The organism is uncultured Tenacibaculum sp. (assembly GCF_947499065.1).
In the GTDB taxonomy this organism is placed as follows: Bacteria; Bacteroidota; Bacteroidia; order Flavobacteriales; family Flavobacteriaceae; genus Polaribacter.
In genome coordinates, this window is the sequence record NZ_CANMMT010000015.1 from 25,745 (window position 1) to 47,821 (window position 22,077).

General features: G+C 29.2%; 19 protein-coding genes. 4 read left to right on the plus strand and 15 right to left on the minus strand.

What is annotated here, in order from left to right; all coding sequences use genetic code 11:
• The gene (locus Q0958_RS18145; RefSeq protein WP_299125780.1) at positions 1-900 is read right to left on the minus strand and encodes a DUF6607 family protein; all 900 of its coding nucleotides are present in this window, start codon (positions 898-900) and stop codon (positions 1-3) included.
• A 132-nt stretch (positions 901-1,032) separates the two neighbouring features.
• On the opposite strand from Q0958_RS18145, the gene Q0958_RS18150 reads away from it, so the two are divergent.
• Complete coding sequence (locus Q0958_RS18150) at positions 1,033-3,090, plus strand: TonB-dependent receptor (protein ID WP_299125781.1); 2,058 nt, start codon at positions 1,033-1,035, stop codon at positions 3,088-3,090.
• Positions 3,091-3,122: 32 nt separating this feature from the next.
• Positions 3,123-3,725, plus strand: a complete 603-nt coding sequence (locus Q0958_RS18155) for an HmuY family protein (RefSeq protein ID WP_299125783.1) — start codon at positions 3,123-3,125, stop codon at positions 3,723-3,725.
• An 89-nt stretch (positions 3,726-3,814) separates the two neighbouring features.
• Here Q0958_RS18155 and uvrA read toward each other — a convergent pair whose 3' ends face one another.
• The 9 genes from uvrA to Q0958_RS18200 form a co-directional block, all read right to left on the minus strand.
• A complete protein-coding gene (gene uvrA / locus Q0958_RS18160) occupies positions 3,815-6,601 on the minus strand; it encodes an excinuclease ABC subunit UvrA (protein ID WP_299125785.1) in 2,787 nt (928 codons plus the stop codon).
• Between the two features lie 113 nt (positions 6,602-6,714).
• Positions 6,715-7,197, minus strand: a complete 483-nt coding sequence (locus Q0958_RS18165) for a DUF1842 domain-containing protein (protein WP_299125788.1) — start codon at positions 7,195-7,197, stop codon at positions 6,715-6,717.
• 176 nt (positions 7,198-7,373) lie between these two features.
• Positions 7,374-7,976 (minus strand): hypothetical protein, encoded by a 603-nt coding sequence (locus tag Q0958_RS18170; protein ID WP_299125790.1) that lies wholly within the window; start codon positions 7,974-7,976, stop codon positions 7,374-7,376.
• Between the two features lie 418 nt (positions 7,977-8,394).
• Complete coding sequence (locus Q0958_RS18175) at positions 8,395-9,243, minus strand: glycosyl hydrolase family 18 protein (protein ID WP_299125792.1); 849 nt, start codon at positions 9,241-9,243, stop codon at positions 8,395-8,397.
• Between the two features lie 30 nt (positions 9,244-9,273).
• On the minus strand, positions 9,274-10,935 hold the full coding sequence (locus tag Q0958_RS18180; protein ID WP_299125795.1) for an FAD-dependent oxidoreductase: 1,662 nt from the start codon (positions 10,933-10,935) through the stop codon (positions 9,274-9,276).
• An 82-nt stretch (positions 10,936-11,017) separates the two neighbouring features.
• Entirely contained in the window at positions 11,018-11,524 is a 507-nt protein-coding gene (locus Q0958_RS18185) for a hypothetical protein (protein WP_299125798.1), read from the minus strand.
• A 286-nt stretch (positions 11,525-11,810) separates the two neighbouring features.
• Positions 11,811-12,557 (minus strand): response regulator transcription factor, encoded by a 747-nt coding sequence (locus Q0958_RS18190; RefSeq protein ID WP_299125799.1) that lies wholly within the window; start codon positions 12,555-12,557, stop codon positions 11,811-11,813.
• A 2-nt stretch (positions 12,558-12,559) separates the two neighbouring features.
• Positions 12,560-14,269 (minus strand): tetratricopeptide repeat-containing sensor histidine kinase, encoded by a 1,710-nt coding sequence (locus Q0958_RS18195; RefSeq protein ID WP_299125801.1) that lies wholly within the window; start codon positions 14,267-14,269, stop codon positions 12,560-12,562.
• Positions 14,270-14,342: 73 nt separating this feature from the next.
• Positions 14,343-14,834, minus strand: a complete 492-nt coding sequence (locus Q0958_RS18200; protein WP_299125803.1) for a hypothetical protein — start codon at positions 14,832-14,834, stop codon at positions 14,343-14,345.
• 336 nt (positions 14,835-15,170) lie between these two features.
• Here Q0958_RS18200 and Q0958_RS18205 point away from each other — a divergent pair, with 336 nt between their 5' ends.
• Positions 15,171-15,755 (plus strand): sigma-70 family RNA polymerase sigma factor, encoded by a 585-nt coding sequence (locus tag Q0958_RS18205; protein ID WP_175578701.1) that lies wholly within the window; start codon positions 15,171-15,173, stop codon positions 15,753-15,755.
• Between the two features lie 239 nt (positions 15,756-15,994).
• Here the strand turns inward: Q0958_RS18205 and nth are convergent, their stop codons facing one another.
• A complete protein-coding gene (nth, locus tag Q0958_RS18210; protein ID WP_299125805.1) occupies positions 15,995-16,651 on the minus strand; it encodes an endonuclease III in 657 nt (218 codons plus the stop codon).
• 34 nt (positions 16,652-16,685) lie between these two features.
• Between nth and bcp the strand changes: the two genes are divergently transcribed.
• Positions 16,686-17,138 (plus strand): thioredoxin-dependent thiol peroxidase, encoded by a 453-nt coding sequence (bcp, locus tag Q0958_RS18215; RefSeq protein WP_299125807.1) that lies wholly within the window; start codon positions 16,686-16,688, stop codon positions 17,136-17,138.
• Positions 17,139-17,171: 33 nt separating this feature from the next.
• Here the strand turns inward: bcp and Q0958_RS18220 are convergent, their stop codons facing one another.
• The 4 genes from Q0958_RS18220 to Q0958_RS18235 form a co-directional block, all read right to left on the minus strand.
• The gene (locus Q0958_RS18220) at positions 17,172-18,110 is read right to left on the minus strand and encodes a sterol desaturase family protein (protein WP_299125809.1); all 939 of its coding nucleotides are present in this window, start codon (positions 18,108-18,110) and stop codon (positions 17,172-17,174) included.
• A gap of 29 nt (positions 18,111-18,139) precedes the next feature.
• Positions 18,140-18,781, minus strand: coding sequence for an alpha/beta hydrolase-fold protein (locus tag Q0958_RS18225; RefSeq protein WP_299125812.1), 642 nt, complete (start codon positions 18,779-18,781; stop codon positions 18,140-18,142).
• Positions 18,782-18,879: 98 nt separating this feature from the next.
• Entirely contained in the window at positions 18,880-20,136 is a 1,257-nt protein-coding gene (locus Q0958_RS18230) for a dihydroorotase (protein ID WP_299125814.1), read from the minus strand.
• Complete coding sequence (locus Q0958_RS18235; RefSeq protein WP_299125815.1) at positions 20,133-22,067, minus strand: BatA domain-containing protein; 1,935 nt, start codon at positions 22,065-22,067, stop codon at positions 20,133-20,135. Before Q0958_RS18235 ends, Q0958_RS18230 begins: the two co-directional genes overlap by 4 nt.
• Positions 22,068-22,077: the final 10 nt, after the last annotated feature.

Consider the following 22,077-nt stretch of genomic DNA (forward strand, 5'->3'; position numbering starts at 1 on the left):
TTATTTTTTTACAAAAGACTCTATAATGTTATTCATTTCATCTTCTTTAAGCTTTTCAGAATAAAGGTGTTTGAATAACGCTTTATTATCAACTTTAGCTTTCAAAGATAAATCTTTATTTCTTCCGTAAACCTCAGACCATTTGTTTCTAACCGATTGCCATTTAGCTTGGTTCTTTTTCCACCAATCTTGAGCAGCTTGACAACGAGAGTCTGGAACTCTTACGTAAGTATTGTATCCTTTTTCTTTTGCAATAACAAAATCTTTTTCTCCAGCTTTACGTACTACTTTTTTGTTGTCTTGATCGTGAACCCAACCATAATCAGTTATTTCATGGCGATTACCTCTTTCAGTAACATTGTAGTCAGCTCTTTGAGTGTACTCTCTTCTTGGTAATGGGGCATCGGTAATGTTTTCCCAATAGCTTTTTCCATCTACGTGTACCCAAGTACCAGATCCTTCATAACGTGGACTATCATCTACTTGATATACTTTTTGTGTCCATTGTTTTTTAACGTCAGATTTTGGTTTGTTTACATATAACCAATTATTATCGCCATTAAACATATAGAAATCACGGTTTTGGTACACCCAATCTTGTCTCCAGTGCTTAACTATATATGGTTTGTTTGGACTACCTACTTGTAGTAAGTGTTGAATAGAGATTTTGTTTTTTTCATCTTCCACTAACTGAGCCCATTCTAAACCTTTAGCGATTTTAGTTTTTGATGGCTTGTATAATGAATCTTTACTATAGTTAAATGTCTCAGTAAAGTTAAAAGTCACTTCAAAACAACCACACATTTTCTTAATGGCTTTTAAGTCTTTACTTTTTTTGCTTTGTGCATTTACAGTAAATACTGCAAACGTTATTAGAGTTACTACGAATAAGTTTCTCATTGTTTGTTTTATTATGTTTTTAAAAATTTTTTACAAAAATATAAAATTTATTTAGATTGGTTAAAAATAACTACATATATTTGCCGGAAATTATTAAGAATGTTTCTAAATAAAATTTTAACTTTTCTACTTGTGTTTACAGGAATCGTTGTTTTCTCTCAGGGAGAACAGAGTAGAGATAGTATAAAACATAATGACTTAGATGAAGTTGTGGTTACTGCAACTAGGACGAAAAGACAATTGTCTTCTGTACCAATGCCAGTGACATTGATTTCTAAAAAACAATTACAGCAATCAGGGTCTGTAAGGTTAAGAGATATATTACTAGAACAAACAGGAATTGTAATGGTTTCTGATTTTGGAAATTCAGAAGGAGTTCAATTGCAAGGTGTAGCTGCTGATTATACTTTAATATTAATTGATGGAGTGCCAGTTGTTGGTAGAACAGCAGGAAATATAGATTTACGTAGACTTACTGTAAATAATATTAAACAAATAGAAATAGTAAAAGGCCCATCGTCTTCTTTATATGGTTCAGAGGCAATTGGTGGAGTTATAAATATTATAACAGAGCAACCAAAAGAAGGTCAGTTTAAAGGAGATTTACAATTTTTAGCAAGAGGAGGAGCAAGAAATGAACTGGATATCAATACGAATATAGTTGCTAAAAAAGATAAATTTGGAGTTGTTGCAGGTCTTAACTTAAATTCAAGTGGCGGATTTGATTTAACCCCAGAAAGCCCTAATAATAAGACTGCATATCCTCATCAGAACTTTACAGGAAATTTACAGCTAACATATGATTTTTCTGATAAATTAAAAGCTTTAGTATCTGGTCGTTTTTATACACAGGAACAGAATACAACCAACTCAGATAATACACAAACAGATTGGAATTTTAATGGAAAAATTTCTCATAAACTTTCTGATTCTTGGGATGTAGATTATATTTTTTATGGAACTCGTTTTAAAACAGAAAGTCTTTTTAATGGAAGTTTAGACTTGTTTAATAGAAGTTTATTTAGACCAGAGGTAAAAACAACAGTTTTACTAGGAGATAAAAGTACCATTGTAGCTGGAGTAGGGGCAAATTACGATGCACTAGAGAGAAGTGCTTTTGATGGAAGAAAAAAATATGAGGCTCAATATGTTTTTGGTCAATATGATTTTAATCCAATAGAAAACTTAAACATTGTAGCTGGTGCTCGATTTGATAATCATAATGAATATAAATCTGCGTTCTCACCAAAACTTTCTGCTAGTTATAAAATAAACAGTTGGGTTACAGCTAAAGGATCAGTAGGTTATGGGTTTAAAGCTCCGGATTTCCGCCAATTGTATTTTAATTTTAGAAATTCATCAGGTGGTTATGTAGTTCTAGGAACTCAAACATTGCATGATTTGTATCCAAACGTTAGTGGAATAAACAATATAGAAAGAGATTTAAAGCCAGAAAATTCAATAGGGTATAACTTAGGTTTTCAATTACAGCCATTATCTAACTTAAAGATTGGAGTTAACCTATTTAGAAATGATATTCAAGATTTGATTGATACTTTCGATACTACATTGGATCCTACATTGTTAGGATTACCTCTAGGAACTCGAACATTTTCTTATCGAAACATTAGTGAAGTTTATACTCAAGGAATAGAGGTTGATATAAATTATAGAATCTCAGATAATTTCAGACTAATAGGAGGGTATCAGTTTTTAGATACTGGTGATAAAGAGCAAGAACGTTTGATAAAAGAAGGGAAAGTATTTTTTAGAAGGACACCTTCGTCTCCATCAGAACAATTAACACAATCTAAGTATTTCGGATTACCAAACAGATCAAAACATACTGCAAACTTAAAGCTGTTTTATGAAAACTTCGAACATGATTTTACAGCAAATATTAGAGCGGTTTACAGAAGTAAGTATGCATTAAGAGATACTAATAATAGTAAAGGGATTATTGATAACTATGATAAGTTTGTGGCTTCTCAAATGCGAGTAAATGTAGCGGTAGATAAAACCTTCTTTAACTTAATGACATTGCAATTAGGAGTTGATAATGTTTTTAATGAACAAGGAGAAAGTAATAAGGATACTTTTTTCTCTGTAGTGAATGGTCAGAGAATCCCAGATGATAACACATTATTATTAGGAAGAACAGTATATAGTAGAATAACTTTTAAATTTTAGAATAAACCTTAAATATTATAAATCAATTAAAAATGAAACAATTAAAAACACTTTTAGTTTTAGCAATTATATCTTTTGTAGCTACTTCTTGTAGTGATAGTGATACTCCTGTAGTTAAGTCTGTTGAGGCTAAAACGATATCAAACTTATATGCTCCTCAAAATGGAGGTTTTGGTCAAGGACCAATATCTGGGGAATTTACAAAGTTTAGTTTTAAGGAAGGAAAAAAAGTAACTGGAAATAATTGGGATGTTGCTTTTAGAGGCCTAAGAGTAATTGTAAACGGTGGAAGTAAATACGGATTAACAGATGAGCCAGAAAGAACTGGTAATGCATCGTTAGCTGTTGTAAATAGTGAGTTTTCAAAAGTTTTAGAAGCGCCAGCTGATAGTGAGTTTAAGCAAGATGCAAAAGGAGTATATGCATTACCTGTAAGTGGAGCAGGTTGGTATACTTATGGTAATGGTGTTGTTACTGCTAATGCTGGTACAATTATAGTTGTTAAAACTATTGAAGGAAACTATGCTAAGATGGAAATAAAGAGCTATTATAAAGATTTAACATCTAAAGAAGCAAGATATTACACATTTGATTATGTATACAATCCAAATGTTGGAGATAAATCTCTAAAATAAAGAAAAACTTCAGTAATGTAATTATTGAATTTTGTTAGTTTTTGTTACGTTAACCTGTTTAGTTTTTAGGAACTGAACAGGTTTTTTAATTATATTTTTTCCAATAAATACTTTGAAGTATAAGATTCTTTATTTTTAGCTAATTCTTCTGGGGTACCTGTAAAGATTAATTGACCTCCTTTTTTTCCACCTTCTAAACCTAAATCAATAATATAATCGGCACATTTAATAAGTTCTATATTATGCTCAATTACAATTATTGAATGCCCTCTTTCTATTAATGCATTGAATGAAGCTAATAATTTCTTAATATCATGGAAATGTAAACCAGTTGTTGGTTCATCAAAAATAAATAAGGCTTTATCTTTAGTGTTTCCTTTTACTAAAAAAGAGGCTAGTTTTATACGCTGGGCTTCACCACCTGAAAGGGTAGAGGAAGATTGTCCTAGTTGTACATAACCTAATCCAACATCGTGTAAAGGTTTTAATTTCTTTGCAATTTTAGGTTGATTGTGTTCTGTAAAAAAGGCAACAGCATCATCTATGGTAAGATTTAAAATATCGTCAATAGATTTTCCTTCAAAAGTAACTTCTAAAACTTCCTTTTTAAAGCGTTTTCCATTACAAGCTTCACATTCTAAATGAACATCAGCCATAAATTGCATTTCAATAGTAACTTCACCTTCTCCTTTACAAACCTCACAGCGTCCGCCTTCTACGTTAAAGGAAAAATGCTTTGGCTGGTAGTTACGTATTTTTGATAGCTTTTGAGTTGATAATAATTTACGAATATCATCATAAGCTTTAATGTAGGTAACTGGATTAGATCTTGATGAACGCCCTATCGGGTTTTGATCTATGAATTCAACATGCTTTAAATTATCATAGCTTCCTTTGATTTCTGTATACTGACCTATTTTATTTCCATATCCAATTAATTCTTTTTGCATTGCTGGATATAGAATTTTCTTTACTAAAGTACTTTTTCCACTACCTGATACTCCTGTAATAACCGTTAGATTGTTTAGGGGAAAAGAAACATTAATGTTTTTTAAATTATTTTCACGAGCTCCAATAATATCAATAGTGTTTTTAGAAGTTCTTCGTTGCACAGGAACTTCTATTTTTAGCTTTTCTGATAAATATTGAGCAGTTAATGATTCTGATTTTAATATTTCTTTAAAGGTACCTTCTGCTACTACATTACCACCATAAGTACCTGCTTCTGGACCTATATCAATAACATAATCGGCTTCTTTCATAATATCTTCGTCATGTTCTACAACAATAACGGTATTACCTAAGTCGCGTAGGTTTTTTAAAACTCCAATTAATCTTTCTGTATCTTTTGGATGCAATCCAATGCTAGGTTCATCTAAAATATACATTGAACCTACTAAAGAACTTCCTAATGAAGTAGCTAAGTTTATACGTTGACTTTCTCCTCCCGAAAGTGTGTTTGAAGTTCTATTCAAAGTTAAATAATTTAATCCAACATCTTGTAAAAACTGTAAACGATTATTAATTTCAGTAAGTAATCGTTTTCCTATTTTTTCTTCGTATTTGTTAAGTTGTATACTTTTGAAAAAAGCAGCAAGTTCATCTAGTGGTAAGCTAACTAAATCAGAAATTACCTTACCGTATACTTGTACATAGTTAGCTTCTTTTCGTAAACGTTTACCAGTACAATCAGTACAAGTAGTTTTACCTCTATATCGAGAAAGCATTACCCGATTTTGAATTTTATAACTTTTTTCTTCTAATTTTTTGAATAGACTATTAATTCCATCAAACTTTTTAGTTCCATTCCAAACTAATAGTTTTTGCTCTTCAGTAAGCTCAAACCAAGGTTTATGAATTGGAATATCAAAATCTGAAGCGTTTAAAATTAAATTGTCTTTATATTCTCGATAACTTTCTGTTTTGAAAGGAAAAATTGCATCTTCATAAATAGAAAGTCCTGTATTAGGAATTACTAATTCTTCATCAATTCCTATCACACTTCCATAACCTTCACAAGTTGGACAAGCTCCATAGGGATTGTTAAAACTAAAAAGGTGTGTGTTGGGTTCTAAGAAAGAAATTCCATCTAATTCAAATTTATTACTAAATTCAGTAAGCTTATTATCGGCTAAGTTTTCAATAAAACAAATTCCTTTCCCTTCAAAAAAAGCAGTTTGTACAGCATCTCCTAAACGATTATAAAAATCTTCTTCATTTTTTACAACAATTCGATCTACAACTAAAAGTAATTCGTTGCCTTTAAAATCAGCAATAGGGAATTCATCAATTCTATATACAGTATCGTTATATTTTATACGAGCATAGCCTTGTTGGGTTAATACCTGAATTACTGTTTTAATATCTCTTTTTTCGTTGATTGTGATAGGAGCTAATAACAATAATTTAGTGCGTTCTTCAAATTGCTTTACAAAATTTAAAACGTCGGAAACCGTATGTTTCTTTACTTCATCACCAGAAATAGGAGAAAAGGTTTTTCCGATACGAGCATATAATAGTTTGATATAATCGTAAATTTCTGTTGAGGTACCTACGGTTGATCTAGGGTTGGTAGAGTTTACCTTTTGCTCTATGGCAATTGCTGGAGCAATTCCTTTAATATAATCTACTTTTGGTTTGTGTAATTTACCTAAGAATTGACGTGCGTAAGACGATAAGCTTTCTACGTAGCGTCTTTGACCTTCTGCATACAAAGTATCAAAAGCTAAGGATGATTTCCCTGAACCAGAAAGTCCAGTAATAACAACTAATTTATTACGAGGAATAACAACATCAATATTTTTTAAGTTATGGAGACTTGCTCCTTTTATAATGATGTTTTCTTTAGGATTTATAGTAGAAATATCTGTCTTCATTTACACACAAAAATAAACGATAAAAGTACGGTTTATTTTTTAGGTAAGAAACAGATATTGAAGTGTAATTTAAATTAAAACCACACTACCAAGTAGTGTGGTTTATTTGGGTTTTATAAACTTGTTTCCAAGTTTTGTTCTTTTACAAAAGAAGAAAGTTTATCTACATTCAATTCGTCAGATAATTCAACAAGTTCAACTTTTTGATAATCAACATCCACCCATTTTCCATCACGTAAAAATGAGTATGTTGCTGTACCAGATTTCCAATCGTCTTCTAATGACATTCTCAACTTTACATTTTGTATTGGTTGAGGAGCTCCTAATATTAAAGGAGAATAAGGAGATACTCCTTCTGCTACTACTAAAATGTTGCATGAATTCATTGTACACATATATGAATAATCACCGCTTAAAATAGTAGGAATATTTAAAGGAGGGTTTACAGCTTGTGTAATATTTCCTTTTCCAATAATCTTTTTTGTGTTAGTATCAACTATTAATGATACATTAAAAGAAATTCCACCAGCAAGATTATTGCTAATTCTGTAATTTAAATTAAAATAATGTCTGATTTCGTTGTTTTGATTTTCCATGAGGGACGTTTTAAGTTTAATATTTTTTCCTACTCATAAGGCTTTTCGGATTACGCCTCGTTTTTATTGTAGTTTCTGAACTCTACATTTTAATTAAACCTATCAATAGTTTGATTTGGTGTAATAATTAAAAACAGCTATAATTTTACTTTATAGCTGTTTTATATTATTGATTATTATACTGTTTGAAGGCTTTCATAATAAACTGCATCCATAACTATTTTAAAGATAGGGTCAGCTTTAACATATTTTAAAATTTTTGGATTAGATGGAGATGATAAATCTAACAGCAATAATTTTATATGATAATTGATTTGGTCGTTAAACTGAGGTTCTGCTTTTACGTTAGTTTCAGGAACACCAATTTCAGCTGTACTACCTTTTAAAAAGTTATTACTTGGTTGTTGTGGGTTCATAAATCCATTGGTAAGTTGAGCGAAATAAATTTCTAAATTTCTTGAATCAGGTTTAGTAAAAGATTTATCCCAATTACTACCAGATTCAAAACCATACATAACTACTCCAAATTGATTATCATTTGTTGGGTTACTTGGGTTTACAATCCACTGAATAGTATCATGAGGCTTAACTTCTAAAGAAAAATTTCTATCGTTTCCTGTAACTACTTTTCCATCAGTGTTTCTTGTAGCCACATAATATATATTATCATTGAAATATTGACCACCACCAATTGGGTTTTCCCAGCTATTTGATCCTTCAAGTTTACTCAAATATTGTGTATTTACAATTGCATTAATTGTCCAAACTGTTTTGCTCATTTTAATAAATTTTATAATTCCTACTCATAAGGCTTTTCGGGGGACGCCTCGTTTTTTTTAGTAGTTTCTGTCTCTACTTTAGTTAGTTTAAAAGAATTAATATTAGCGCTATATTTTCTTTCATTTATAAAGTTACTTTTTATACTTAGAAGGGTTTTTAAATAATGTTGTGAGCTCTTTTTTTTATGTTGCGAATGCAGTTATATGCGTTGTGAAATAGGTTTTTAAGTATGTATATTTGGATTTTATTATGTTGAAATATAACATCTTGGATTGTATTATTTAACCGTTATTTAACTTCGGAAAAGAAGTAGTTTGTATGAAAAAAACAACTTATTTTAAATAAACCGAATTTCTAGTATTCAATTAAAAATTCGGTTTTGATATTTCTATATTTTAAGAAAATAAAGTATATGATTTATATACTGATGTTTACCTTGGAGTTTTGTAAAGTTTTTGACATTGCTAATCCCCATTCTCCATTTATATCGCTATCTACTTTCCATCCCATTATACCTCCAAATTCTATTTTATTATCGATGGCTTTACTTAATATAGCTTCAAGCTTTTCAGTAGGAATATATCCTGTGTTATTTACATCTTCCGGTGTAATAGGTTTTCCTAGAATTAGTTTATGAGAAGGTACATTCTGTTTAGTAATACTTAAAATAGAGGTAGGGTTTAGTACAGCATTATATTGAGTCTCAAATAAAGAATTATAGTTTTCATAAGATTGATATTCCCAATTTCCTTGATTATAATATTGAATATTATAATAATCAATTATCCCATTAGTTTTTCTTTCTATTTCGCTATAACCTCCATTAAACATAAAGTATGGTGCTTGTGGTGCATGGGAAATTTGTAATGGATAGTTCTTTTCCATACTAGTTTTATTTACTGCTATTGTTACATCAACTAACCATTGAATTGTTTGAGAGTCCATTATAATATTCTCTATGTCTAAATCAACTCCATTAAATTGATGCTGTATAGCAAAATTAGCAAGGTTATAACCATAAATTTTGGGGTCAAAATTTAGTGGATTCAAGTATTCGCCTCCTGCAGCAAGAATACATTTTTTATTTTTACTTTTTAAAAAACTAATAATTTCAGGATTGTTTACTACTGCTTCTGCTGCCCCAATTACTCCTTTTTTAGGGTCTTGCCAGAATGAAAATAAGAGATCTGTATATCCTTCGTATTTACTTTCTATATCAGCTAATGTAATCCAGTTGCTAAAATAGCCTACTACTTTTTTTTTCATAATGTTTTATGTTTAGATGTATTGTATTTATTAAATAATAGTTTTACGAGTTCTGAAATGATTATATGGGTCTTTAGATTCGTTTTCTTTTATTTCTATTAATCGTTTGTAGCTTTTATCAAAATATGTTTTGGTAGGGATTGAACTATCTTTAAAACTAATAAAAGCACCAGAGGTATTAGGAATATCAAAATCTCTACTAGCTTCAATCCAATCTAAAGCACGATTTGTTCTGTCATATACAAAGTTGTCTTGAAACTCTTCTTTTTCTTCAACTTCTGTATTCCACCAACATTGATATTGTATGGTATATAGCTTGTCTTTGTATGGGAATGCGCTATTTGTTTCTTCACCTTTTTGTTTATAGAAATCTCCCACTATGGCTCCCAAAGTAACATAGTTAAATAATCCTAAAGCTCTATTGCCATCTAATATTAAACTTGATGTTAAACTTTTTAAAAGTTGTTGATATCCATTTTTATTATTGTAGTCCAATCCATTTTTATCAACTAAACGAGAAGTGATTTTATGTGGAGCAGGTAAATCTTCATCAGGTTGTAAAGGAGTTCCCTGAAGTAAGTTTAGTTTGCTTAAAATTTTAGAATGAGATTCTCTGTCCCAATTACTCATCAAATTTTTACCATAATTATTTTTATGATGAAAATCTGCACCCGTAGCTGGCTCAATAGTAAATTCATAGTTTCCCAGAACTCCTGTGAAATTATCATTTATGGCATCAGTTAAATTAGCTTCATCGCCTTCCCAATATCCATAAAACACACAATTATGTGCTATAGTTTCAGTATCGATTGGTGTGTTATTATCCCAAGGTCTTCCGTTTATTTTTAAATTAGTACCAGTTAGTCTAGGAGTATTTTCTGAAGTAATTAATTCTTCCCATTTTTTCAATACTTGAATAGTAGGAACATTTTCTTCTATTAAATCAGGATTTTGATCAGAATATGGATTCCATTCAATTTCAAAACGATGTAAAATTTTTGGTAATGGAAATGTTTGAATACGTAGTTCAGTAACAATACCATAACTCATACCACCACCTCCTCTAAGTGCCCAAAGTAAGTCTGGTATAGAACCTGTTTCTGGGTTTGCGTTTAGGTTTACTAATTTACCATTTCCAAGTAGGATAGTAGCTCCAACTAAATGTTCGCAACACATTCCCATTTTTCGAGTCCATGGACCCCAACCACCTCCCATGGTAAATCCGGCAATTCCTACAGTTGCACAAGTTCCATGCGGTATCATAACATTATTATCGGCTAATATTGAAGTAAGTGATTCAAATCGAATACCAGGTCCTATTTTAGCTATTTTACTGTCTGGATCTATAGAAACACGGTTCATTTTTGAAACATCAATTAATACAACGTTGGTTCCGTTGCATTCTCCTTCATGATCGTGTCCACCGGCTCTAACTTTTATAGGAAGTTTGTTTTTGATAGCTGTATTGTATGTAGCTTCAACATCAGAAGCTGTTTCACAGTACACTATAACAAAAGGGTTGAATTGTAAACGCCTATTAAAAATTTGACTTTTTATATTGTGTTCATATACATTTTGTAAGTCTCCCCAATTGGTAGAAATAGTTACATTTGAAGGAATGATTTTATTTAGTTCTTTTAAAAAAGAATCAATTTGTTCTTTTAACTGTATTGTAATTATTGGTTGCATCATATTGATTAGCAGTTAGTTAAGTTTTATAAAAACACTTTATCGGGTTTGATAAAATGTTTTTACATGTATGAAATAGTATGTTTTATTGTTTTTCTTCAGTAACATAGAATATAGGATAGCGAGGGTCTTCAGAAACAAACATTGATGTACCTTCTTTAGTGCCTCTAACAGGGATAGCAATTTTCTTTCCAGCAAGAGCAAATAATGATTCGTCTTTTTCTCTCCAAATAGCAATGTCAAATTCGAAAAAGTTATGACTTTCAGCAAATAATTCTCCATTACCGAACCCTATATGGTAATCCAACCAACGTTTTTTGTATTTACCATTTTTAATTTCATAGGTATTATATCCATCTTGAGCATATTTAGTTTTTTTTACCTCAAATATGGTAGCTTCTTCCTTGCTTAAATCGCAAACAAAATTTTTACCGCTTTTTTTTGTTATTCCCATATAACCTCTATCAGTAACTTTTCCAAGAGCATTTTTCATGCTTAGTTTAAGTTTAATTTTGGTTCCTATTTCTGCAGTAAGATTTTCCTTGATAGCTTTATCTATTGTTTTTAAAGTTTCTTTTTGTACAGTTTCCATATTGTAAATTGTTTTAATTATAATGTAAGATTAGTTTGATTTTAGTTTGAAATTCGTTCTATTTAGTGTTTTAAATATTGATGCTTAATTTAGAAACAGATACTTTTAATAATTGTATTTGTTTATTATTGGCAGCAATTATTTTCTGAAATGAAGTTACTTTTTTAATAAGTTGAATTTTACAGATATGTTGTGAACACATTTTTTTATGTAGTGACACAAAAAAAATGACGTATAAAAATTATACGTCATTTAGGATTGGTTAGTTGAGTTTATGAGTCAAAACTTATTTTAAAATGGCAAATGATTTGATGGTTTCTTTGTACTTATCACTAAAGTAAACTACATGTCTACCTTTTAACAATAAAGAATTTTCTTTAAACCTTATTTGGTCAATTGCATTGATATTTACAATGTATTTTCTATGTACTTGTTTAAATAAAGAATTATTTAAATAATCATTCATTTTTCCTAAAGAAATTTGAATTATAAATTTTTCATCTTCTGTAATGATGTTACAATACCTATTATCAACTTCAATATAAATGATGTTGGAAAGTATTACTTTCTTTAAAGAATCTCTTTTCTTAATAAATAAGTAATCATCACTAATTACAGTATTTTGATTAGTACTAGCGAAAATATTTGTTTGGTCATAAAACTTTTCAATAGCCATTTCTATGGCATATAAAATTTCTAATTCATTAAAAGGTTTTAATAAGAAACGAAAAGGTTTGGTTAATTTAGCTCTTTCAAATATGTGTCGATCTTTAGAGCCTGTTAAGAAAATAAATGGTTTTAACGATTTAGGAACTGTAGAGATAGTTTCAGCAAAAGTAATTCCTTCGGGATTGGCGCCTAAAAAGACATCAATAATTACTAGGTCGACAGTAAGTTTGTAAAAGAGCGTTAAAGCTTCTTGGTAACTATGTCCAATACCAACTACATTATATCCATTTTTTTCTAAAATAGCTTTTAGCTCCATTGCTATAATGCTATTGTCTTCAACAATTAATATGTTTATTTTATCCATATTTAGTTCGATTTTGGAAAACTGATAATCATTTTTGTACCCATATCTTTAATACTTTCAATTTTAAATTGTGCGTTGTTTTTTTCGATTAATGTTTTACAGAGGTGGATACCTAATCCAGTACCAATTTCCTCTTGATTTCTTTTTTTGTTGAGTAATGTTGTGTCTTTTAGAAGATCTTTGACAGTTTCTTCACTCATTCCAATTCCAGTGTCTTCTATTACTAGTGATTCTAAGTTATTTTTAGTTGAGAAATTATAAATAATTATAGTGTCGTTTTCATTAGAAAACTTAATAGCGTTGTCTAATAAATTTCGAATAATTATTTTAAGAGAATCTATATCAGCATTAATAAAAACTCCTGAAGCTATTTTATTTGTAAAAGTTATTTTCTTTGCGTCAAACAATGGTTGGTAATTAAAAGAAACTTGCTGGATTATAGAGAATAAATCAACAGATTCTATATGAAAATAAAGTTGTTTTGTTTGCATTGTCGACCAGTTTAACAAGTTGTCTAGTAAGTTGTAAGAACTATTAGCAATAGCTGCATTTTTATTTACAATATCACCTAATGTGTTGTAATTACGATTTTTAATTTCTGTTAAGAGATGAGAGTTACTCTTTTTTAATAAATCAACAGAAGATCTTAAATCATGACTTACTATGGAAAATAGTTTGTCTTTTGTTTTATTTAATTGATTGAGTTCGTCTTTTTGGGTTGTAATTATTTTATTGGCTTTGCTTTTTTGAGAATACAAGAAAAATCCACTTGTAAGTAGAAGGATAAGTAAAATAGAAGAAATGAAAAATCCATTTCGTTGTGATACTTTTAATTTATTTTCAGCCTCTAATAAATTTATTTGTTTTTGTTTTTGAGCTACAGCAAGTTTCTTTTCTACTTGAGCTACAGCCCAGATTTTATTTTGGTTATTAAGAGAATCTTTCCATTTTTCAAATTCTTTTCTATAAACAAGAGCTTTAACTAAATCTTTTCTGTTTTCTTCAACCACAGCCATATTTAAAGCAGCTTTTCTTTTTATCTTAAAATTTGACGTTTTTTTTGAAAGTTCATATGCTTTAACAAAAAAAGGAATGGCTTCATTATCCATGTATTGTTCGTAATACACATTAGCAACATTTATATACGAGTAGATTAAACGCAGTGTATCTTTACTTTTTTCAAGTAGAGAGTTGCTATCTAACAAGTATTTTTCAGATTTTTTAAATTTTGATAAATGGAAATAGCAAAGTCCTATATTTTCATAAATAGCGCTTTCTTCTGGTTTGTATTTTATATTGGTGTAATTTTTTTCTAAATCAAGAAAAATATTTAGGGCTTTTTTGTATTTATTTTGAAGCAAAAATATTTCACCAATAGCTCCTCTTACATAGTAATAGAACGGGAAATCAGATAAAATTGATTGATATTCTTCTAAAGATTGATCAAGGACATTTTTCTTTTTGAAACTCCGAGCTCTTAGATAATAAATATAATTTAACAACTTTTCCTCTTTAGTTTTTTTTAATAAATTATAAGAATGAACTAAAGTAGAGTCCCATTGTTTTTGTTTAAAAAAAGTATTTATCTTTTTTAAATTTACTCTATTACTATGCTGATTAATTATTTTTTCAAACTCTAATGATAAGTCGTTTTTATTTTGAGAAAATACTTGGATACTGAATAATAATAATATAGTTCTTAGAATATGCATTTGTTACGGGGGGTAAAAATTATATAAAAGAAACAGGCTCAACTATTGAGCCTTTATATTTATTATTACAGAACTAATCTGGTGTAGTATCTTGAACTGCAGTTTCTGTTCCTCTAGAAGTTCTTGGGTCAATGTCCCAAACAAATGTTTGTACTACTTTGATGTCATATAAAGTTAAGCCTTCTGGAAAATTTGTTTCTTCGTTAGTAGTAAACTCAATTGTATAAGCTTGGTATTCATTTGAAGTTTTCTGTTTATTGATGTCCAGCATACCTTCTACAGTAGAATGTATAAAAAATTGTAATTTATAGTTACCAAAATTACTTACAGAAAATAGTTGAGATATTTTTATGGCTGAAGCTGATAATGGGGTAGAAGAATTTACAAAAATAAGTGCTTTTACATTTATAGAACCATTTAAGTTTCTGGTTGATTCTACAATTGAAGGTAGGGGCTGCTTAGATTTATTTTCAAAATAGATGCTTCCAGACGTTTTAATTGTTACTTCTGATGAAATTACTTTCCCTGGAGGAAAGATGATTGAGGGTGTGGTATTAGTAGTCATAGTTTTCGGAGGATTAATTAAATATATAAACTAAGTTTATTGTAAATATATGAAAAACATAACCTAGAAACTAGGAAATTAAATGATTAAAATGAAAAAAAAGTTCTGATTTTCAGTTTGGTAAAGAGGCTAAAGAAATAGGCTGTAAATACTGAATTTGTTAAGATTTTTATAAAAATAATAAATTATTTTTGGTTTTTTATATAAAAAAAGCAATATTTGTAACTAGTTATTAATCAATAAATAAACGCCTATAGCTAAATAATTACTTTTAATAAACATACCCCTTAACCAAAGAAACTCTGTGAAAGACTTCTTTAAAAAAAAGTAATTATGATGCATAAAAACGATGTAAGTGATAGTGTATTAGTTAAAAACTACATTAACGGAAAAGAGTTAGCAATAGAATTATTGATTAAACGTCACCAACAACGCTTGTATAGCTTTATATATAGCAAAATACAAGATAGAGATACTACAGAAGATATTTTTCAAGATACTTTTATTAAAGTAATAAGAACACTAAAAAAAGGAAGCTATAACGAAGAAGGAAAGTTTTTACCTTGGGTTATGAGGATAGCTCATAATTTAATTATAGATTACTTTAGAAAGAGTAATAGGATGCCAACATTTAATAATACAGATGATTTTGATATTTTTTCTGTATTAAGTGACGGAACGTTAAATGCAGAAAATCAGATAATAAAAGAACAAATACTATCTGATGTTAAAGATTTAGTTGAGGAGTTACCTGAAGAACAAAAAGAAGTTTTAAAAATGCGTATTTACAACGATATGAGTTTTAATGAAATATCTGAAAATACGGGAGTTAGTATTAATACAGCTTTAGGTAGAATGAGGTATGCATTAATTAATTTAAGGAAGATTGTAGAGAAAAATAAAATTATTTTGGTGAATTAGACAATAAAAGTAAAAAAGCATCGTTAAATAATTGAAAATAAATAAATAAGGGAATTTTTATGATGCAACTTTACTCTGAAAGATCTTCGGATTTTAAAATGAAACCTAAACAAGAAACAATTCAATTTTTGATTAATTTTTCTAAATCGTTAAAAGTAGTTAAAACAAAATCAAACTATCTCATTGAATTGAATTTGAATTAAGAGTGGAAAAAGCTTCAACAAAAGTTGGAGCTTTTTTTATGTTCTGTTTTTATAATATTCATCAAGAACAGTTTTTCTGCCTATTGTTTTTGTAATAATATCATTTTCTAAATTCCATCCACGAGCAGGAGAATACTCTCTACCATACCATATAATTTGTAAATGTAAATCGTTCCAATGCTCTCTAGGAAATAATCGTTTGGCATCTTTTTCTGTTTGAGTTACACTTTTTCCGTTAGAAAGATTCCAGCGGAACATTAATCTATGTATATGAGTATCAACAGGAAAAGCAGGTACGCCAAAAGCTTGACTCATTACAACACTGGCTGTTTTATGACCAACTGCTGGTAGTTCTTCTAAATACTCAAAACTTTCTGGTACTTCACCATTATGTTTTTCAATCAATATTTTTGATAAACCATGTATGCCTTTAGACTTCATTGGAGATAACCCGCAAGGTCTGATAATTTCTTTAATTTCTTCAACAGACATTTTTACCATATCATAAGGATTATCTGCCTTAGCAAAAAGTAAAGGAGTAATTTGATTTACTCTAACATCTGTACATTGAGCAGATAATAAAACTGCTACAAGTAAAGTGTAAGGGTCTTTATGATCTAGAGGAACAGGAATTTCAGGATATAGCTCTTTTAATGTATTAATAACAAATTGTACTTTGTCTGCTTTGGTCATTTTCAATATCTTTATATTCGCAAAAATACAAATTATGACTACATTAAAAATAGGAGATAAAGCACCAAATTTCGAATCAGTTGATGAAAAAGGAAATGTTGTTAAACTTTCTGATTATAAAGGAAAAAAATTAGTATTATTTTTCTACCCAAAAGCAAGTACACCAGGATGTACAGCAGAAGCTTGTGATTTGAGAGATAATTATCAAACTTTTTTATCTAAAGGGTATGAAATCTTAGGAGCTAGTGCCGATTCAGCAAAACGCCAGCAAAATTGGATAAATAAACATGAGCTACCATTTCCTTTATTAGCAGATGAAAGTAAAGAAGTAATCAATGCTTTCGGAGTTTGGGGGCCAAAGAAATTTATGGGACGTGAATATGATGGAATCCACCGTACAACATTTGTAATTGATGAAAATGGAGTAATTGAAGATGTTATTTTGAAAGTAAAAACAAAAGAACATGCCAATCAAATTTTAGGATAAACAAAAAAACCGAGTATTGTACTCGGTTTTTTATTATTTACTATTTTCGAATAACTCTTTCTGAAGTTGTTTACTTGTTTTAGAACTTCCATCATGACTCCAGCCTGGTGGCATAAAAACATATTTCAAACGAGTACCTAACGGTAAATGCTTTTTACGGCTAAAGAAATCTTTAAAAATTTCTTTCCACTCATGGAAAATGATATTAACAGGTCCTTTATCTTCTAAAGGTTTAGTTAATCCGAATTTAAGTTTTTCGTAGTCTTCTTCATCTTCTTCTGCCTGAAATGTACCAAAAATTCTATCCCAAATTATAAGTGTCATTCCCATGTTTTTATCTAAATATTTGTAGTTAGAAGCATGATGAACTCTATGATGTGATGGTGTTACAAAAATGTATTCCCATATATTTAAAAAGAAACCAAGAACACCTTTACGTTTATTTCTTTTAATAAAATTTGTATGACATAAGGTTCCATAGTTTTGATTCATTGCATAAGCAAACATGATATGCAGTGGAGCTATACCAACAAGAATCAATGGAATTAAAAACATAAACCTATAAAAAGGTTGGAATACAGGGGAACGGAATCCAGTTGAAATGTTATAGTATTCAGAATTATGATGCGTAACATGAACTGCCCAGAAAAAGCGCGAATGATGATCTACATAATGGTGGATATAATATAGAAAGTCTTGTCCTATAAAAGCGATTAACCAATATAAAACGCCTGTGCTTTCCCAGTTAATTAATCTATAGCTGTAAAAAAAGTTCATTACTATAAATGAAACTCCATACATAAGGCCATCTAAAAAAACATTGGTTATGGCAAAGTAGACATTTGTTGAAACATCTTTGAACTCATAATTTTTAGCTTTTCTTTTGTAGCTAAAGTACATCTCAATAAAAATTGCTAATGCACAAATAGGTACGAACCATTTGTAAGCATTTTGATGAGTAAAAATATCCATTAATTAAATTTTGTGTAAAGTTAAAAACATTATTTTAATCGTTGCTCAATCCAATTCTTAAAACTGTAAAAATTTTGAGGAGCTACACCATGACCTACAGGATATTCAGAATAATCACTTTTTAAATTGTAATTTTCCAATAAACTAGGTGCTTTTCTAGCCCAATTAACTGGTAAAACCTGATCTACTGTACCATGAGAAATATAATAATCAGTTGTTATTTCAGTATTAACTTCAGCTGGTAACAAATCTTCATTAATATACCCACTTAAAGCTATTACATGTTGTACCATGTTTGGATTATTAAGGCTTAAAGCATAGCTTAATATTGCTCCTTGACTAAACCCTAAAAGAAACGTTTTATTTGGGTTTGTATTGTATTTCTCTTTAATTTCATTAATGAAAGAAGCAATTTTAGTCATTGATTCTCTTGCTTGGCCTAGATCAGAAAACTTTTCATTGTTAGCATCGAAGTTAATAGCATACCAAGCATATCCATCATATCCCATGCTATATGGAGCTTGGGCGCTTACGATTAATAATTCATCAGGTAGTTCTTCAGAAAATGAAAATAAATCTCTTTCGTTACTACCATATCCATGTAATAAAATTAATAGTGGGGGATTGGTAGAAGCCTTTTTAGGCTCTCGTATAATATAGTGTAAACTCATGTAATAAATTCCTTAAAGCAGTTTTGGTAAATGAAGTTAATTTACCAATAACTGATTATTGTATTGTTTTTGCCTAGAATTGTTGTTGTCTTTTTGGATTAAGCGTTTAGAATAAGCTGTCCTTTATTATATATACCATAAACACTACCTCTTAATTCTTTGTCTAAAAAGATGCTATTCTTAGAAGTAGAAATGATATGGTCTTTAGAAAAAATAAAATTTCCATCAGGATTAAATATAGACAGACAAGCTTTTTGGTTTTCTTCTATAGAGTTCTGCTCAATACCAAAACGATTTTTAGGATTATGAGATAAGCATTTTACAATTGTTTCAATATCCAATACAGTGTTTAAAGCACCAAAAGCACTCTCTAAACCAATAGTTCCATCTTTAGCAGTTGAATATTCTACTTTTTTATGTTCTATATCAATAGGATTATGGTCAGATGTAATAATGTCTATGGTACCGTCTTTTAAACCTTCTACTAAAGCCTCGGTATCAGTTGATGTTCTTAAAGGTGGATTAACCTTTTTGTTACCATCAAAACCATGTAGTTCATCATCTGTTAAAACCAAATTATGAATGGTAACACTACATGTAACATCTAATCCTTTCTTTTTAGCCTCTCTAATTAGTTCTACAGATTTTTTTGTAGAAATAGTTGGGATATGTAATTTTCCTCCTGTGTATTCTAATAAGAATAAGTCTCGAGAAATTTGAATTTCTTCTGCTAAGGCAGGAATTCCTTTTAACCCAAGTAAAGTGCTGTTTTTTCCTTCATTAGCAACTCCTTCACCTGCAATAGAGTTGTTTTTTGGGAAGCTTAAAGTTAAACCATCAAAATTTTGAGTATATAATAAAGCTATTTTTAATAAATTATCATTGATAGATTTTTTATAATCGCCAAAAGCTATTGCACCTGATTGTTTCATGTCAAACAACTCGGCCATTTCAATTCCTTTACTTTGTTGTGTTAACGTACCAATAGGAAATAAATTAGTTGCATCGCCATTAGCTTTATTTATTAAAAATTCTACAGCAGATTTATTATCAATAACAGGATTTGTATTTGGATTTACTGCAACATCAGTAAATCCACTTTTTGAAGCAGTAAGTAAACCATTTTTGATAGTTTCTCGTTCTTCATAACCAGGCTCACCAAAAGAAACACTCGTATCAAACCATCCAGTAGAAATATGTAAGTTTTCAAGTGTTACAATTTCACACCCTTTAGGAGCAGAAATAGCATCCTCAATTTTGGTAATAATACCGTCGGTAATTAAAATATCTTTAGTTTGTTTGTGGTAAGAGCTGGTGGCATCAATAATTGTTGCCGATTTTAGCAGCGTTGTCATGTTTTAAAAAATTTTAATATCAAAATTTCTAAAAGCAAAGATACGATGGCTAGCGCTAAAAACCACTTCCAAAGCCATTGAATTTTAGTTTCACTATTTATATCCTGTAAAGTGTTTTTTACTGAAGTAGAGATGTCTTTGTTTGTAGTTGATGAAATATCTAAAAATTGTAATGAACTTTCACTTTTAGGATAATTATAAGCTATGTTTTTTAAAAGACTTTCTTGTTGTTTTACCTGATAAAAACCAGCTTTTAAAGGTTGGTCTTTAGTAGTAATTCTAACCTTATTTTGAAAGGTTTGTTGTAAAGGTATAAATGAATTTTCATTATTTGAAATAGTCAAAATTTCATCTTTTCCTAATTGCTTATTAATATCAATCGTATTGTCTTCTCCAATAGTGTAATACAATTCTGATAATTGTAAACTATGTTTTCCTATGTTATAAAATATAGGAACAATTAGTGGAGAATTAGTAAAATTACTATTTTCTTTTTCTAAAGGTGCAGCCACCCAATACAAGTTAGCATTTGATAAATTTACTTGTTTAATAAAGCCATCTTTGTTTTCAAAAGAAACTAAATTACTCTCGTTATTTAATATAGACGTGAATGATTCTTTAACAAAAGGATATTGAAAATTTTGAACTTTTTTTTCAAAAACATTTTTTAATAGAGGATGATTATAGTTAATACTCGTAATTTTTAGACTATCATTTTTCTTAGCAACTATTTTACCAGCATTAAAACTAGTAAGTAATTCGTTATATGATGAGATAGAAGTATTTTTATTAGGTATTACTATAATATTACCTCCTTTTTTGGTATAATCTACTAAAGAATTAATAAGTGTTTGAGGAATTCTACCAAGTTCATTTAAAATAATTAAACTTTGCTTAGGGATTAGATTGTAGTTTATGTTTTTACTACTAAATATAGTTAAGTTAAATTCGTCTTTGGTATAAATTCTATTTATAAAATCAGAAGGCTTTCCTATAGCTAGCACATTAATTTTGGTGCTAGTATCAATTGTAAAGTAAAAGGAATTATCGAAACTGTAAGTGTCACTGAAATTGAGGCTTATTTTTCCTAAGAATTCAGGAGGTTTAACAATAGAAAAAACAATTTTTTTTACTTGATTTTCTTCAATAGAAAAGGTTTGTTTATTTATTAATTTATTATCGTTAGAAAGAGAGATAGGAATGTTTTTTTGAGCTTTTCCTTGATTGCTTACAAGAATATTAAGATTAAAGTTAGAAGAACCATTGTCGTCTAAAAAAACACTGTCAATAGCTATGTTATTTTTTAATTCAGGAATAAGATTAACTAATGAGATAGGAGTATTTACATCATCAAAATCATTTTTGGTATAGTTTTGAAAGTCAGAAATAAAAATGTTTTTTGATAAAGAGTTTTGCGCCTTGTTTTCTGTAGAAACTTTCAATAAAACATCTTTAAGGCTTCTGTCTTTAGAAGTATTAGAAACTTTAAGTAATATTTTTTTTAAATCACTTGTTGTTTTATTTCTGTAAAAGTTATCATTTGTTAATAATGAATAGGTAATATTATCTGAAAGATTTTCGATAATTTCCTGAGAGGCAATTTGTAATAAATTTCCTTTTTCTCCTTTAGTATTAGTACTTAAAGAATTATCTAAATAAATAAAAAAGTTTTTCTTTTTATCAATTGTGTGATTGCTAAAATAGGGTTGCGCAAAAGCAAAAATAATAGCGGTTAAAAGTAATAATCGAGTTGTAAGAATTAACCATTTTTTTATTTGTGAACTTTTACGTGTTTGTAAAACTAGTTTTTGTAAAAAAGCAACATTGGTAAACGGAACTTTAACAAAACGTTGTAACTGAAATAAATGAACTAAAACAGGAATTATTAAAAGCCCTAAGAAGTATAGAATTTCAGGATGTTTAAAATGCATAGATATTTTT

Excerpts from the sequence above, each read along its gene's own strand:
- Q0958_RS18180 (WP_299125795.1), bottom strand. The coding sequence starts at position 10,935 with ATGATGCAACCAATAATTACAATACAGTTAAAAGAACAAATTGATTCT.
- Q0958_RS18235 (WP_299125815.1), bottom strand. The coding sequence starts at position 22,067 with ATGCATTTTAAACATCCTGAAATTCTATACTTCTTAGGGCTTTTAATA.
- Q0958_RS18155 (WP_299125783.1), top strand. The coding sequence starts at position 3,123 with ATGAAACAATTAAAAACACTTTTAGTTTTAGCAATTATATCTTTTGTA.
- Q0958_RS18170 (WP_299125790.1), bottom strand. The coding sequence starts at position 7,976 with ATGAGCAAAACAGTTTGGACAATTAATGCAATTGTAAATACACAATAT.
- bcp (WP_299125807.1), top strand. The coding sequence starts at position 16,686 with ATGACTACATTAAAAATAGGAGATAAAGCACCAAATTTCGAATCAGTT.
- Q0958_RS18195 (WP_299125801.1), bottom strand. The coding sequence starts at position 14,269 with ATGCATATTCTAAGAACTATATTATTATTATTCAGTATCCAAGTATTT.
- Q0958_RS18205 (WP_175578701.1), top strand. The coding sequence starts at position 15,171 with ATGCATAAAAACGATGTAAGTGATAGTGTATTAGTTAAAAACTACATT.
- Q0958_RS18185 (WP_299125798.1), bottom strand. The coding sequence starts at position 11,524 with ATGGAAACTGTACAAAAAGAAACTTTAAAAACAATAGATAAAGCTATC.
- Q0958_RS18145 (WP_299125780.1), bottom strand. The coding sequence starts at position 900 with ATGAGAAACTTATTCGTAGTAACTCTAATAACGTTTGCAGTATTTACT.
- uvrA (WP_299125785.1), bottom strand. The coding sequence starts at position 6,601 with ATGAAGACAGATATTTCTACTATAAATCCTAAAGAAAACATCATTATA.
- Q0958_RS18200 (WP_299125803.1), bottom strand. The coding sequence starts at position 14,834 with ATGACTACTAATACCACACCCTCAATCATCTTTCCTCCAGGGAAAGTA.
- Q0958_RS18230 (WP_299125814.1), bottom strand. The coding sequence starts at position 20,136 with ATGACAACGCTGCTAAAATCGGCAACAATTATTGATGCCACCAGCTCT.
- nth (WP_299125805.1), bottom strand. The coding sequence starts at position 16,651 with ATGACCAAAGCAGACAAAGTACAATTTGTTATTAATACATTAAAAGAG.
- Q0958_RS18225 (WP_299125812.1), bottom strand. The coding sequence starts at position 18,781 with ATGAGTTTACACTATATTATACGAGAGCCTAAAAAGGCTTCTACCAAT.
- Q0958_RS18165 (WP_299125788.1), bottom strand. The coding sequence starts at position 7,197 with ATGGAAAATCAAAACAACGAAATCAGACATTATTTTAATTTAAATTAC.
- Q0958_RS18175 (WP_299125792.1), bottom strand. The coding sequence starts at position 9,243 with ATGAAAAAAAAAGTAGTAGGCTATTTTAGCAACTGGATTACATTAGCT.
- Q0958_RS18220 (WP_299125809.1), bottom strand. The coding sequence starts at position 18,110 with ATGGATATTTTTACTCATCAAAATGCTTACAAATGGTTCGTACCTATT.
- Q0958_RS18190 (WP_299125799.1), bottom strand. The coding sequence starts at position 12,557 with ATGGATAAAATAAACATATTAATTGTTGAAGACAATAGCATTATAGCA.